This is a genomic window from Cellulomonas avistercoris (assembly GCF_014836445.1).
In the GTDB taxonomy this organism is placed as follows: domain Bacteria; phylum Actinomycetota; class Actinomycetes; order Actinomycetales; family Cellulomonadaceae; genus Cellulomonas; species Cellulomonas avistercoris.
Window position 1 is genome coordinate 433,325 of record NZ_JACSQV010000001.1, and the last position, 12,235, is coordinate 445,559.

Sequence of the window (12,235 nt, forward strand, 5' to 3'; positions counted from 1 at the left end):
GTCAGCGCACCGCCGCGTACAGACCTTCCAGGCTGTAGAGCGACTCCAGGTCGGTCTCCGCCAGGTCGACCGTTCCTCCGGTGAGCTCCTCCGCGCGCGCGATCATCTGGATCACGCGCAGCGAGTCGAGCAGGCCCGCCTCGACGAGGTCCTGCTGGGCGGTGATCGCGGCGGGCACGTCGTCGGCGTCGGCGCGCAGCCGTTCACCGAGGAAGTCCGTCATGGCGGCGTAGAAGTCGTCGGCGTTCATGCGATCTCCTCGCTGAGCATCCCCGGACCATCGGCACGGGGGGCGGTGACGTACTGCAGAGCGAGGACGAACCAGCTCCGGACGCTCGTCGGCACCAGGAGCACCACGTCGCCGTCGGCGACGTCCCCCCGTGCCGGCGCCTCCGCCAGCGCGACGAGCAGGTCGGCGGAGTAGCAGTGACCGAACGAGGCGGCGGACGGTGCGTAGACCCTCTCGGGGCGTGCGCGGACCGCCATGGCGATCATCGCCCGGGCGCTCGCGCCGACGTTCCCCGGCAGGACGTGCCTGACGTCGGAGGGGCCGGTGCCTGACGCGTCGTGCACCGCGGCCACCGCCCGGCCCAGCCCGGCGACCAGCGGCGCTGCGCCCCGAAGACCTCCCGCACCCACGGGTCTCGCCGGGCTCCCACCTGCGGCGACGGCGAGGACCCGGTACCCGTGCCCGGGTCGCACGGTCGTGAGGACGGCCGCGGCAGCACCGTCGCTGAGCAACGTCCGGCCGGACTCGAGGAACCGCGACGCGCCCGGGTCGACCCGGTCCGCGGTGACGACGAGGGCGCTCTCGCGTCCGCCGCTGATCAGGTCCAGGCCGAGCTGCGTCGCGGCACCCAGGTTGCCGCAGCCGTGGCCGCCGACCGTCGCCGCCGTGACGTGGGGGGCGCCGACCTCGGACACCACGTCCCACAGGTCCAGGCTCGGTGAGCGGTCGGGCGCCGTGTCGGTGCACATCAGGACGGCGTCCACGCCGGAGCCCGCGCCGGCGGCGCTCGCGACGGCCGCCCGGCGTGCGGACCCGACCTTGCTGCCGTCACCGACCAGGCAGCCGCCGATGCCCTCGGCCGCGAGCACCGCCCGACGCGCCGGGGCGTCCCCGGCGACGGCGGCGTCGGGCAGCTCGGCCAGGGCGACCGGGCTACCGAGCGCATGGGCCACGTGCGCGAGGTAGACGTCGGTCGCCGGCAGGAACGAGACCGTGACCTGCCCGTCCCTCACGACGACGTCCGCCCCGCCACCTGCTCGCGCACCAGGACGTCGTGAGGGCCCGCGGGCGGGTCGAGCTCGTCGGCGACCAGCACCACCAGCGCACTGCAGTCCGGGTGCCCGGCGAGGTGCGTCAGCATGCGACGCCACGCGCGGATGTTGGGGTGCTCGAAGTCGCGTGCCGCCTCCGCGGGCGCCATCAGGTCGACGGCACGGGCCAGCAGGACCCCCGGCAGCTCCAGGGTGCGCGTGACGCCGTCCCATCCCACCAGCAGGGACAGCACGGCCGCGGGCAGGAGGTGCTCCCCCCTGTTCACCGCGCCCGTCTCGACCGAGCCGTCCGCGTGCCGCAGGACCGTGCCGTGGACGGCCGGGGCGCGGTAGCCGGGCATGAGCGCCTCGAACCGGAGCCGGGCCTGCGTGAGCTCGTCCGCCGTCGCCCACGCCTGCTCGGCATGGGGCGGCCGGTGGTCGGACCCCGTCATGCCACGGGCTCGGCCGCGAGCCACGCCTGCATCTCGCCGAGCGTGCCGTGCTCGAAGAACACGGTGAGCGGCATGTCGATCCCCCGGTGCCGCTTGACCTCGGCCGCGATCGCGACGGCGGTGACCGAGTCCCCGCCGAGCTCGAAGAAGTCGCTCGCAGGGGTCAGCTCGGTGACGGGCAGCCGGAAGGCGCTCGCCCAGCTCTCGACCAGCGGGTCGGCCATGGGTCCTCCTGCGTCGGGGGCGGTCACGCGTCGGTGAGAACGACGCCGGGGGCGGACTGCACGGCGGCGCGGACCTCGTCCAGGTGCTCGAGCGACGCGAGCACCTGATCGGTCGGGACGCCGAAGTCGATGAGCGACGCCACCTCCCCGACACCCACCTCCTGCAGCCGCTCCACGAAGCCGGTGCACCGCTCGACCGATCCGAACATGGCGGCGGACCGGAAGTACCGTTCGAAGGCGAAGTCGAGCATCTGGGCACGGTCGGGACCGCGCAGGTGGGCCCACTGGTTCTTCCACAGGTCGACCGCCGAGTCGAGGTACGCCTTGAACGGGGACTCCACCGCCGCGCGCGCCTCGTCGTCCGTCGGGGCGACGAACGTGTGGACCATGAGGGTCACCGTGCCGGCCTCGGGGTCGTGGCCCGCCCGTTCGCGCGCCTGCCGGTAGGCGGCGATGCGCGGCTCCAGGTCCGTCACCTTCTGGAAGAGCAGCGCGGTGAGGACGTTGAGTCCCAGCTCCCCCGCCCGGACGAACGTCTCCGGGTTCGACGCGCACGTCAGCCACAGGTCCAGCTCGGGCTGGACGGGCCGCGGGTACGTCCGCACCTCGATGGTCTCCCCCGCGCCGTTGACGCGCTCGACCGTCCCGCCCGCCCACAGGCTCCGGAGCTCGGGGATCGCCTGGTGCAGGTACTCCTTGCGCCCCTGGTAGCGGTCGGGGGCGAGGACGAAGTCGTTCGCGATCCATCCGGTCGCGAGCGCCAGGTCGACCCTGCCGCGCGACAGGTTGTCGACGAACGCCCAGTCCTCGACCACGTTCAGCGTGTCGCGCAGCGGCAGCACGACGCTGCCCGCCCGGAGCCTGATGCGGGACGTCGCCCGCGCCAACGAGGCGGCGGCGAGCGCGGGGTTCGGATATGCCCCGCCGAACGGATGGAAATGCCGTTCGGGCACCCAGACGGCCGTGAAGTCGTGGCTGTCCGCAAATGCTGCCGCATCGTGCAGCACGTCGTATTCCTGGGGTGGATCCGTCGCTTCGCGATTCGCGAAGAACAGCAGACTGAAATCCATGGGAACCCCTGGGAGAGAACGGACAGACCGGGCAAGACTAGTGACGGGCCCACGCCCCCGCAAGGCTCCCGGAAAGGACGGTCTCACGTGCGGGCCGCACCGCCAGGGTGCGCGACGCGGCCGCCACGGCCGCCCGAGCCACACGGCCCGCCGAATCGGACACAAGCCGTTGACTCACCCAAACGGGTCACCCTAGTCTCACTGTGACTTATCGGTCTGACCAAGGAGAGCACGTGCCCGCAACCGCCCTGCTGGAGAACGCCCTCGCCCTCGAGTCGGCCCACGCGCCGTTCGAGTCGGCCCTCACGCTCGAGTCGGCCTACGTGTCGTTCGAGTCCGCCGTCGCCCTCGAGTCGGCCTACGTGTCGTTCGAGTCCGCCGTCGCCCTCGAGTCGGCACTCGCGTTCGAGTCCGCCCTCGCGTTCGAGTCCGCCCTCGCGTTCGAGTCCGCCGTCGCGTTCGAGTCCGCCGTCGCGCTCGAGTCGGCGCTCGCGTTCGAGAGCGCCTGACCTCCGCCCCACCCGTCGAGAGGTGGGCCTGGACCCCGTCCCGGCCCACCTCTCGTCTGTCCCCGGCCGTCGGCGAGGAGCCAGCAACGTGAGCACCAGCACCTACTTCGACGCTGCGGCGGAGGCCTACGACGAGGAGTTCGGCGAGGACTCGGTGTGGGCGATCGCGCACCGGACCGCGCGCCGCCTGCTCCGCGCCCACCTCGCGGGGCGACCCGTCGAGCGCGTGCTGGACGCGGGGTGCGGCACCGGCAAGTGGGGCATCCCGTTCGCCGTCGGTGGCGCCGACGTCGTCTTCGCCGACCTCGCCGAGCGCATGGTCAGCGCGGCCGTCGAGTCCGCAGTGCGCGCAGGCGCGACGCCCGGTCGTGTGCACCCGCTGACCGCGCCCGTCCAGGACATGTCGGCGCTCGCCGACGCGCAGTTCGACCTCACGCTGTGCATGGGCGACCCGCTGTCGTACTGCGGCGACCCGGAGCGCGGGGCCGCCGAGCTCGTGCGCACGACCCGGCCCGGCGGCACGGTGCTCCTCAGCGTCGACAGCCGGTGGGGGTACCTGCGGGTCTTCAAGGAGCGCGACGGCTACGACCTCGACCGGCTCGCCGAGTTCGTCCGGGACGGCGACGTCGTCGGGTGGGAGCAGCTCCCGCTGCACGCCTTCACCGACCGCGAGCTGCGTGACCTCATGGCCCGCCACGGCGCACGGACGGTCGGGACCTGGACCCTCCCCACGGTCTCCTCGTACTTCCTCTTCGACCCCGCGTTCCGCGAGCGGCTCGGCGACGCCGAGTTCCGCCGCCGGCTGGACGACGTCGAGTGGGACGCCCTGCAGGCGGGGTCGTCGGCACCCGGCAGCCACCACCTGTACGGGCTTTTCGTGCGGGAGGACGCGTGACGCGCGAGGAGACCCTGCCGTGCGCCGGCACCGACGCCGCGGCGGCCCTGCTCGCGTCAGGTGCGAGCGTCCGTCGCTTCACGGCCGACGCCGTCCCGGACTCCGTCGTCGAGCAGGCGGTCGCCCTCGCCCAGCGTGCACCGTCGGCCTCGGGGCACCAGCCGTACTCGGTGTCGTACGTGACGGACCCCGACCTGCGCGCCGAGCTGGAGAGCGCGATGGCGGTGCAGGCGTTCGTCCACGACGCCCCCGTGTTCCTGCTGGTGTACGTCGACTGGTCGCGCCAGGACGTGATCGCCGACGCGCTCGTCGGCCCAAGCTCGATGAACCGGACGAGCCGGCTCATGGTCGGGACGATCGATGCCTCGATCTTCGCCCACCACCTCGCGCTGGCGCTGCGGGCCGCCGGTCTCGGGGTGTGCATGGTGGCGAACCCCCTGCTCGCGATGGACGAGGTCGCCCGGCTCCTCGGCCTGCCGGCACGGTCCTGCATGCCGCTGCACGTCCTGGTGGCCGGCCACCCGGCCGAGGTGGTCCCGCCCCGTCCGCGGTACCCGCGCGACATGGTCCTGCACCGCGACGCACGGCCCGGACCTCCCGACGTCGACGAGACGCTGGCCTACCTGCGACGGGGTGACGCAGAGCTGCAGGCCGTGAACTACTTCGAGGTGACGGGTGACCCCGTCACCTCGTGGCCGGAGCACTACGCGATCAAGTACGGACGGCGCGCGGCCGAGCGGACGTGGGAACCGCTCGCGGGCGCCCTGCCGGGGTTCCTCGACGGTCAGGCGACATGACGCACCACGCGCTCGCACCGGGCGGGATGCTGGGCCTGTCGCCCGAGGGCGTCTTCGGCGGGTTCCCCGCTGCGCTGCGGCGGTGGCGCGTGCCCCATGACGACGGGAACGACCTGCGACGGCTCGTGCACCTGCTGCACCGTGGCAGCACACGTGCCGACCTGGACCTGCTCCTGCCCCGGCACCTGCTGCCGCTCGCCGAGGACCTCGTCGCCCACGGCAGCCGGGACGGGTGGCTGCGGACCGGTGCGCACGACGCCAAGCAGGCTCCCCTCGACGCACCTGGACCGGCACCGGTCCACGGCGTCCTCGTGCACGACACGCTCGTGACGGGGTGGCGGGGACTGGGCGACACGACGTCGTTGGTCGGACGGCGGGACGTCGCGCTGGTGGCGCACGGGCCCGACACCGTCGTGGCCTTCTGGCCCGCGGACACCGCCGCCTGCGCCGAGTGCGTGGGCCGGTGGTACGTCGGCACCCGCCGGCACCCCGTCGAGACGCTCGAGGCGCTGAGCTTCGAGGTCATGACCGGACGGACGCACCGGACGGTCCCGCAGGACGCGATCGACGCAGCGCTCGACGCCCTCACCGCGGCCGACCGACGACAGCCCGGAAGGGCGGGGCTGGCCGTGCTCACCGCCGACCGCGCCCACGAGCTGCGGTGGGTGGGGCGGCACCCGTCGTGCACGTGCCCCGTACCGGCGCAGCCCGTGCCCGGGCCCGTCGGGGGGCGCCGGCCCGGGCGCTCCGCCGGCGACCTGGCCGCGCTCGTCGTCGAGCGGGGGGCCGTCGGGTCCCTCACCGTCGAGCGGCTCGCGTCCCCGGACGGCTCGTCGTACGTCGTCGCCCAGGCACGAGTGAACTCTGCCTACCCGCGCGCGGTGACGACGCCGCTCGTGGCGTTCGGCGACGCGCCCGAGGACGACCTGGCCACGCTCCGTTGCCTCGGCGAGGCCGTCGAGCGCTTCTGCACCTTCCACCCGGCGCGCGAGCGGCTCGTGCGAGCGACGGTCACGGAGCTCGGTGACGACGCCGTCCCCCCGTCGTCGCTGCCGCTGTTCCGGCCCGAGCAGTACGCGCGCAGCGGTTTCCCCCACCGCCCGCCCGACGACGCCTCCCCGTACCTCTGGGCACGTGCGACGACGCTCTCCGACGGCCGGCCACGTTGGGTGCCCGCCGAGGCCGTGCACCCCGGGTGCGCCGTGGGCGCACCGCTGCTGACGGTGTCGTCGACCGGTGTCGCCGCCCATCCCGACCGGGACGCGGCCATCCTGGCCGCCCTCATGGAGGTGGTCGAACGGGACGCGCTCTCGACACTGTTCCTGCTGCGGCACGCGTTGCCGCGCCTGGCCGTGGACGACGACACCGTCGCGCGCCAGGAGGCGACGCTGGCAGCCGCAGGCTTCCGTCTGCAGCTCTTCGACCTCACGGGTGACGCCGGTGTGCCCGGCGTCCTCGCCCTCGCGGACCGACCCGGCGGGCCTGCGCCCTACCTCCTCAAGGGGGCGGCTGCCGCCCCGGACCTCCACGGGGCCGTGCACCAGGCGCTGCGCGAGGTGTGGCGGGGCTTCCTCTACCTCGGGAGCCGTCCGCAGATCGTCCCCACCGACCTGTCCCGGCTCGACCCCTCGAGCATCGAGTACGGCATGGCGTACTACCAGTCGGACGAGGCGCTGGCGACGCTCGACGTGCTGAGCGGTGCGTCGACCGCAGCGCGGCATGCCGCACCCGCACCCGCCGTCGGCCGGGGACCGACCGACGCGCTCCAGGCCGCGACGGCGACCCTGACCGCGCGGGGCTACGCACCGCTCGTCGTCGACTGCACCCTCCCCGTCGCCGAGGAGGTGGGCTTCCACGTGGTCCGCGTCGTCGTGCCCGGGATGATCCCCGTGGCGTTCGGACGACGACCGTGGCAGCTGGGGGGGAGCCGTCTGGACCGCCTCGCGGCGGCTGTCGGCGCCCCCGGCGTCCGCGCCGACCTGGGGGAGAACGGCGGCCCCCCGCACTTCTTCACATGACGCCCGGGCTGCGCACGGCCACGGCGGACGTTCGCGCCGTCACGCCCGCAGGGGACGGGACGGGCTCACGCCGGAGCCCCGACGACGGCCTGCGCGTACCGCACGAGCAGCGCGACGCCGCCCTCGAGGGCGGGCTCGTGCACACGCAACCCCGGCGAGTGGTTAGGGGCGGCCGGACCGGCACCCGGGTCACCGGTGCCGATCAGCGCCATGACGGCGGGCACCCGCGCGCCGATCTCCCCGAAGTCCTCGGAGACCGTCAGCGGGTGCTCGATGTCCCGGACCGCGTCGGCTCCGAGCACGTCCCGGGCCACGCGCCGCAGGGTCTGCGTGCACGCCGCGTCGTTCGAGGTCACGGGGTAGGACAGCTCCCACGTCACCTCGGCCCCGACGCCGCGCAGCGCGGCGACGGCAGTGGTGACGCGGACCAGCTCGTCCCGCAGACGTCGTCCCGCCGCGGGCGAGAACGACCTGACGGTGCCGCGCAGCGTCGCCGTCGCGGGGATCGCCGTGTGCGTGTCTCCCGCCTGCAGGCCGGCGACGGTGACCACGGCGGCCTCGAACGGTCCCGACGTGAGCGGCAGGCGCTCGAGGGCGAGGCAGAGCTCGGCGGCAGCCGTCACGGGATTGCCCGGGCGTTGCAGCGCCGCGTGCCCCGCATCGCCCACGACCCGCACGGTGAACCAGTCGGCGGCGGCGAACATCGGCCCCACGCGCGTCGCGAGCGTGCCGGCCGGGTAGGTGGGGGACGTGTGGAGCGCGAACGCGGAGTCGGGCAGTGGGTCGAGCAGCCCCTCCTCCACCATGAGCGCGGCACCGCCGTGCCCCTCCTCCCCCGGCTGGAAGACGAAGGTGACACGTCCGCGGAGCGTGTCGCGCGCCGCGGCGAGCACGGTCGCGGCACCGACCAGCATCGCCGTGTGCGCGTCGTGCCCGCACGCGTGCATCACGCCGGGCACCCGCGAGCGCGGGACGGCCGACGGGTCCTGCGCGATCGGCAGCGCGTCCATGTCGGCGCGCAGCATGAGGTGCGGTCCCGCGCGACCGGTCTCGAGCACCGCCACGACCGAGCTCGAGCCGCGCCCGGTGCTGATCGTGAGCCCGTCACCGGGCAGTGCCCCGAGCACGGCCCGCTGCGTCCGGGGCAGCGACAGCCCGACCTCGGGCCAGACGTGCAGCTCGCGGCGCAGGCGCAGCACGGCCGGCATGACGGCGGCGACCGCGCCGGACAGGTCGAGCCGGAACAGGTCGGCCGCCGGCGGGGTCCCCGCCGCCGGGGTCACTCGGCGTCCGGGGCGAGGACGATGTCCAGGTCGAGGTCACCCGCGGGGACACCCCCGACCCCCCAGTTCGCCACGGGGACGTCGTGAACCACGACGAGCACGTCGCCGCGGGGGACGCCGAGCGCCTCGAACCGGTTCGCGACCTCGGCGTACAGACGATTCTTCGTCGTTTCCGGACGTCCCGCGAACATGAGCACGTGGACGGTGACCTCGCGCATCCGCGCGGGTGCGAGCACGTGGTCGCGCGGAAACGTCGACAACCGCACGAGCGGGTCGTCCGGCGGAATTCTCAGCACCTCGATCATCGCCCGCCGGACCGCCGCCATGAGCTTCTTGGCGTCGACCGGCGCGACCCGACCCTCGGTCATTTCGATATGCGCCATCGCCACGCGCAAATCGTACACACCACCCCCTTCTCCCCGGACGGCAGGTACTGCTGAGATGGAACACCCACCGGATCTCCTGCACGGCGCCGCACGCGCCCTCGACGAGCATCCCGACCGGCTCGCGGTCACCGGCGACGGGTCCGTCGGCCTCACCTACCGCGAGCTGCACGCGAGCGCACGGTCCGTGGTCGACGGGCTGCAGGCCGTCGGTGCACGCCGCGGCGACCGGGTCGTCCTGCGTTTCGACACGACCGACGCCCCGCTGCTCGCGGCCGCGTGGCTGGCGTCGCTCGCGGGCGGCTTCGTGGCCGTGCCGGCTTCGCCGCGCTTCGCGGACGCCGACCTGCGCCGGATCGCGCGGGACTGCGGTGCCGCGGCCGTCGTCGGACGCCCCTCGGTCCTCGACGAGGACGTCCCGCGGGTCGCGGCGCAGGACGTCCGCCCGCTCGACGGGGGGTCGGTGCTGGACGGGACGTCCCGTGAGGCGGGGACGCTCGCCAGCATCATCTACACCTCGGGCACGACGGGCCGCACCAAGGGCGTCGCGTGCCCGTACGGCAGCCTGGTGTCCGCGCCCTTCGCGGCGGGCACCGTGCAGGTGCACGCGTTCCCGTACGACACGTCGGCCGCGCAGAACGCCATGTCGCGGGCGCTGCTCGGCTCCACGACGCACGTGATGTCGACCTTCAACCCCCGACACGTCGTCGACGTCCTCGAACGTGAAGGCGCCGGGTGGCTGGGGGTGTCACCGGTGATGGCCACGATGCTGCTGCGGTCGCGCGCCCTGACCGGCCGCCGCCTCGACGCACTGCGCGTGGTGGTGCTCGCGGGCTCCGCGACGCCCCCGCACGTGGCGGCCGCGCTCGCCGAGGCGCTGCCGCGTGCCGCGGTCACCAACCACTACACGCTCACGGAGGCAGGGCAGCACTTCCTGCGGCAGGTCGTCGACCCCGCCCGCCCCCAGGTGCTGGGCCGCAACGGCACGACCGCGCAGGTGAGCATCCTGGACGACGACGGGACGCCCCTGCCGGCCGGGCAGGTCGGCGAGATCGCGTTCGTCGTGGGCTGCGGGCCCGAGCTGCGCACCTACTACGGGGACGCGACGGCGACCGCGTCGATGTACTCCCCGCCCGGCTTCCTGCGCACGGGCGACGTCGGCCACGTCGACGAGCTCGGGGACGTCCACCTCACGGACCGGAAGAAGGACCTCATCATCAAGGGCGGTCTGAACATCTCGAGCGCCGAGGTCGAGGCCGTCCTGGCGGCCCATCCCGCAGTGCTCGACGTGGCCGTCTTCGCGGTCCCGGACGCGGCGCTCGGCGAGCTCGTGGCGGCCGCCGTGGTCCCCGGTGACGGCTACCGCCAGGAGGACCTGGCGGCGTACGCACGGACGCACCTCGGCCGGGACCGCGCCCCTGACCGGTGGTGGGTGACCGGACCGCTGCCGCGGACCGCGACCGGCAAGATCGCCAAGGCGGCGCTGCGGGCGTCACTCACGGTCGACCGCCCGGCCGGCTCGCCGTGAGCGCGTCGCCCGCCGGGTCGTCGCGCGTCTCGCCGGAGGGCTTCCGGACCGCCATGTCACAGCTTCCGACGTTCGTCACGGTCGTCACGTCGTACGGTCCGGACGGCCCACTGGGCTGCACGGTCAACAGCCTGATGTCGCTGTCGCTGGATCCGCCCTCGCTCGTGCTCTCGCTCGGTGCGCGGAGCCGCACCGCGCAGTGGCTGACCCGCGGCACCGTCCCGTTCGCCGTGAACGCGTTGACGTGGCCGCAGCGCGCCTTGGCAGACACCTTCGCGGCGGGCGACGCCGGGCGACGTTTCGACGGCGTCGCGCACGAGGACGTCGCGGGGTGCCCGGTGCTGACGGGTGCCGCTCCGGTCCTGGTCTGCGTCCTCGAGGACGCGTGGCCCGTGCACGACCACGTGCTGCTCGTGGGCCGGGTCGAGCACGCCAGCAGCGACGAGTCGCAGCGTCCTCTGGTGCACCACCGCCGCGCGCAGCGCACGCTCGCCCTGCCCACCTGACACGGCGCTGAGATCAGGGCGGGCTCGGGGCGGCACGTCACAGGTCGTGCTCGGCGAGCCGGCGGAACTCCTCGGGCACCGTCCGGACCCGTGGCATCGCGGTGGGCAGGTAGCCGACGGCCCCGTTGCCGAACCGGGCACGCACGGCGTCGACGGAGCGGTCCACCGCCCAGCGCGCGGCACCGGGCGCCGATCCGGGATGCCGGGGGTCGTCGGTCGCGAGCGGCAGCTCCAGCTGGAGCGACGACTGGGGCACCAACCCGGACACCGACACCGCGAGCAGGCTCACCTCGGGCTCCGCCCGCGGCTGCTCACGGATGGCCTGCCAGACGAGCTGCTCGGCGACCTCGGTGAGCGTGAGCGTCGTGGCGACGGGGCCCGGCAGCGTGAGCGACCGCGTGACGGACCGCATGCCGGGGAACCGCACCCGGACCGTCACGGTCCGTCCGGCGCGGTCCTTGGCACGCAGCCGCCCGGCCACGCGGTCGGCGAGGTGGCTGAGGACCTCGCGGACCAGCTCGCGCGTCGCGCGTTGGCGCCCCAGTGCGGACTGGGCCCCGACGGACCTCGCGCGTCCTGCTCCGGCCACCTGCCGGGGGTCCTCGTTGTGCGACAGGGCCGACATCCGCGCACCGACCGCGCGCCCGAGGATCTGCTCCACGGCGCTCGACGGCGTGCGAGCGAGCTCGCCGATCGTCGTGATGCCACGCTCCGCGAGCCGGGCGCGAGCGACAGGCCCGACCCCCCACATCAGCCCGACCGGCAGCGGCTCGAGGAACGCGCGCTCGGCGTCGGGCTCCACGACCACCAGCCCGTCCGGCTTGGCGACCTGCGACGCGATCTTCGCCAGGTGCTTGGTCCGGGCGGCGCCGACCGAGATGGGCAGGCCGATCTCGTCGCGCACCCGTCGGCGCAGGAGCGTCGCGATCTGCGCGGGCGTGCCGAACAGGTGGGTCGAGCCCGCGACGTCGAGGAACGCCTCGTCGATCGAGATGCGCTCGACGGCCGGGGTCACGTCACCCAGCACGTCCATGACCCGGTCAGCGAGCGGCTGGTACTCCCGGAACCGCCCGGGGACGAACAGGAGCGAGGGGCACAGCCGCGCGGCACGCCAGCCCGGCATGCCGCCGACGACCCCGTAGGCCTTGGCCTCGTAGGACGCCGCGAGCACGACGCCACCGCGCGCGCTGCCTCCCACCGCGATCGGCCGTCCGCGCAGACGGGGGTCGAGCAGCTGCTCGACCGAGGCGTAGAACGCGTCGAGGTCGGCGTGCAGGATCGTCGCACCGGACATGGGAGCAGCGTAG

General features: G+C 74.2%; 14 protein-coding genes. 6 read left to right on the forward strand and 8 right to left on the reverse strand.

All coding sequences use genetic code 11. From position 1 onward, the window contains the following. Position 1 precedes the first annotated feature (1 nt). Genes H9657_RS02000 through H9657_RS02020 form a run of 5 tightly spaced genes read right to left on the reverse strand, consistent with a single transcriptional unit; the run spans position 2 to position 3,009 of the window. Positions 2-250 (reverse strand): phosphopantetheine-binding protein, encoded by a 249-nt coding sequence (locus H9657_RS02000; RefSeq protein WP_191779772.1) that lies wholly within the window; start codon positions 248-250, stop codon positions 2-4. Next, positions 247-1,242 carry a 3-oxoacyl-[acyl-carrier-protein] synthase III C-terminal domain-containing protein gene (locus tag H9657_RS02005; RefSeq protein ID WP_191779774.1) on the reverse strand — a complete coding sequence of 332 codons (996 nt, stop codon included), beginning with the start codon at positions 1,240-1,242 and terminating at the stop codon, positions 247-249. The genes H9657_RS02000 and H9657_RS02005 overlap by 4 nt, the downstream gene beginning before the upstream one ends. Further along, positions 1,239-1,715, reverse strand: a complete 477-nt coding sequence (locus H9657_RS02010; protein WP_191779776.1) for a hypothetical protein — start codon at positions 1,713-1,715, stop codon at positions 1,239-1,241. The genes H9657_RS02005 and H9657_RS02010 overlap by 4 nt, the downstream gene beginning before the upstream one ends. Continuing rightward, a complete protein-coding gene (locus H9657_RS02015) occupies positions 1,712-1,939 on the reverse strand; it encodes an acyl carrier protein (protein WP_191779778.1) in 228 nt (75 codons plus the stop codon). The genes H9657_RS02010 and H9657_RS02015 overlap by 4 nt, the downstream gene beginning before the upstream one ends. Before the next feature lie 23 nt (positions 1,940-1,962). After that, on the reverse strand, positions 1,963-3,009 hold the full coding sequence (locus H9657_RS02020; protein ID WP_191779780.1) for a MupA/Atu3671 family FMN-dependent luciferase-like monooxygenase: 1,047 nt from the start codon (positions 3,007-3,009) through the stop codon (positions 1,963-1,965). A 233-nt stretch (positions 3,010-3,242) separates the two neighbouring features. Between H9657_RS02020 and H9657_RS02025 the strand changes: the two genes are divergently transcribed. From H9657_RS02025 to H9657_RS02040, 4 genes are all read left to right on the forward strand, one after another. Further along, positions 3,243-3,518 carry a hypothetical protein gene (locus H9657_RS02025; protein WP_191779782.1) on the forward strand — a complete coding sequence of 92 codons (276 nt, stop codon included), beginning with the start codon at positions 3,243-3,245 and terminating at the stop codon, positions 3,516-3,518. Positions 3,519-3,606: 88 nt separating this feature from the next. After that, a complete protein-coding gene (locus H9657_RS02030) occupies positions 3,607-4,413 on the forward strand; it encodes a class I SAM-dependent DNA methyltransferase (RefSeq protein WP_191779784.1) in 807 nt (268 codons plus the stop codon). Then, on the forward strand, positions 4,410-5,210 hold the full coding sequence (locus H9657_RS02035) for a nitroreductase family protein (RefSeq protein ID WP_191779786.1): 801 nt from the start codon (positions 4,410-4,412) through the stop codon (positions 5,208-5,210). The genes H9657_RS02030 and H9657_RS02035 overlap by 4 nt, the downstream gene beginning before the upstream one ends. Beyond that, positions 5,207-7,228 carry a YcaO-like family protein gene (locus H9657_RS02040; RefSeq protein WP_191779788.1) on the forward strand — a complete coding sequence of 674 codons (2,022 nt, stop codon included), beginning with the start codon at positions 5,207-5,209 and terminating at the stop codon, positions 7,226-7,228. Before H9657_RS02035 ends, H9657_RS02040 begins: the two co-directional genes overlap by 4 nt. A gap of 65 nt (positions 7,229-7,293) precedes the next feature. Here H9657_RS02040 and H9657_RS02045 read toward each other — a convergent pair whose 3' ends face one another. Next, a complete protein-coding gene (locus H9657_RS02045) occupies positions 7,294-8,511 on the reverse strand; it encodes a M20 metallopeptidase family protein (RefSeq protein ID WP_191779790.1) in 1,218 nt (405 codons plus the stop codon). Next, entirely contained in the window at positions 8,508-8,894 is a 387-nt protein-coding gene (locus H9657_RS02050) for a tautomerase family protein (protein ID WP_191779792.1), read from the reverse strand. Before H9657_RS02050 ends, H9657_RS02045 begins: the two co-directional genes overlap by 4 nt. Before the next feature lie 58 nt (positions 8,895-8,952). On the opposite strand from H9657_RS02050, the gene H9657_RS02055 reads away from it, so the two are divergent. Together H9657_RS02055 and H9657_RS02060 are read left to right on the forward strand one after the other, a co-directional pair. Continuing rightward, positions 8,953-10,422 (forward strand): class I adenylate-forming enzyme family protein, encoded by a 1,470-nt coding sequence (locus H9657_RS02055; protein WP_191779794.1) that lies wholly within the window; start codon positions 8,953-8,955, stop codon positions 10,420-10,422. A 53-nt stretch (positions 10,423-10,475) separates the two neighbouring features. Continuing rightward, a complete protein-coding gene (locus H9657_RS02060) occupies positions 10,476-10,928 on the forward strand; it encodes a flavin reductase family protein (protein ID WP_191779795.1) in 453 nt (150 codons plus the stop codon). Between the two features lie 37 nt (positions 10,929-10,965). Here H9657_RS02060 and dinB read toward each other — a convergent pair whose 3' ends face one another. Continuing rightward, the gene (gene dinB / locus H9657_RS02065) at positions 10,966-12,222 is read right to left on the reverse strand and encodes a DNA polymerase IV (RefSeq protein WP_191779797.1); all 1,257 of its coding nucleotides are present in this window, start codon (positions 12,220-12,222) and stop codon (positions 10,966-10,968) included. Positions 12,223-12,235: the final 13 nt, after the last annotated feature.

What these genes read in the sequence shown, in the direction of transcription:
- H9657_RS02050 (WP_191779792.1), bottom strand. Translation starts at nt 8,894, where the DNA reads ATGGCGCATATCGAAATGACCGAGGGTCGGGTCGCGCCGGTCGACGCC.
- H9657_RS02020 (WP_191779780.1), bottom strand. Translation starts at nt 3,009, where the DNA reads ATGGATTTCAGTCTGCTGTTCTTCGCGAATCGCGAAGCGACGGATCCA.
- H9657_RS02040 (WP_191779788.1), top strand. Translation starts at nt 5,207, where the DNA reads ATGACGCACCACGCGCTCGCACCGGGCGGGATGCTGGGCCTGTCGCCC.
- H9657_RS02060 (WP_191779795.1), top strand. Translation starts at nt 10,476, where the DNA reads ATGTCACAGCTTCCGACGTTCGTCACGGTCGTCACGTCGTACGGTCCG.
- dinB (WP_191779797.1), bottom strand. Translation starts at nt 12,222, where the DNA reads ATGTCCGGTGCGACGATCCTGCACGCCGACCTCGACGCGTTCTACGCC.
- H9657_RS02000 (WP_191779772.1), bottom strand. Translation starts at nt 250, where the DNA reads ATGAACGCCGACGACTTCTACGCCGCCATGACGGACTTCCTCGGTGAA.
- H9657_RS02010 (WP_191779776.1), bottom strand. Translation starts at nt 1,715, where the DNA reads ATGACGGGGTCCGACCACCGGCCGCCCCATGCCGAGCAGGCGTGGGCG.
- H9657_RS02015 (WP_191779778.1), bottom strand. Translation starts at nt 1,939, where the DNA reads ATGGCCGACCCGCTGGTCGAGAGCTGGGCGAGCGCCTTCCGGCTGCCC.
- H9657_RS02055 (WP_191779794.1), top strand. Translation starts at nt 8,953, where the DNA reads ATGGAACACCCACCGGATCTCCTGCACGGCGCCGCACGCGCCCTCGAC.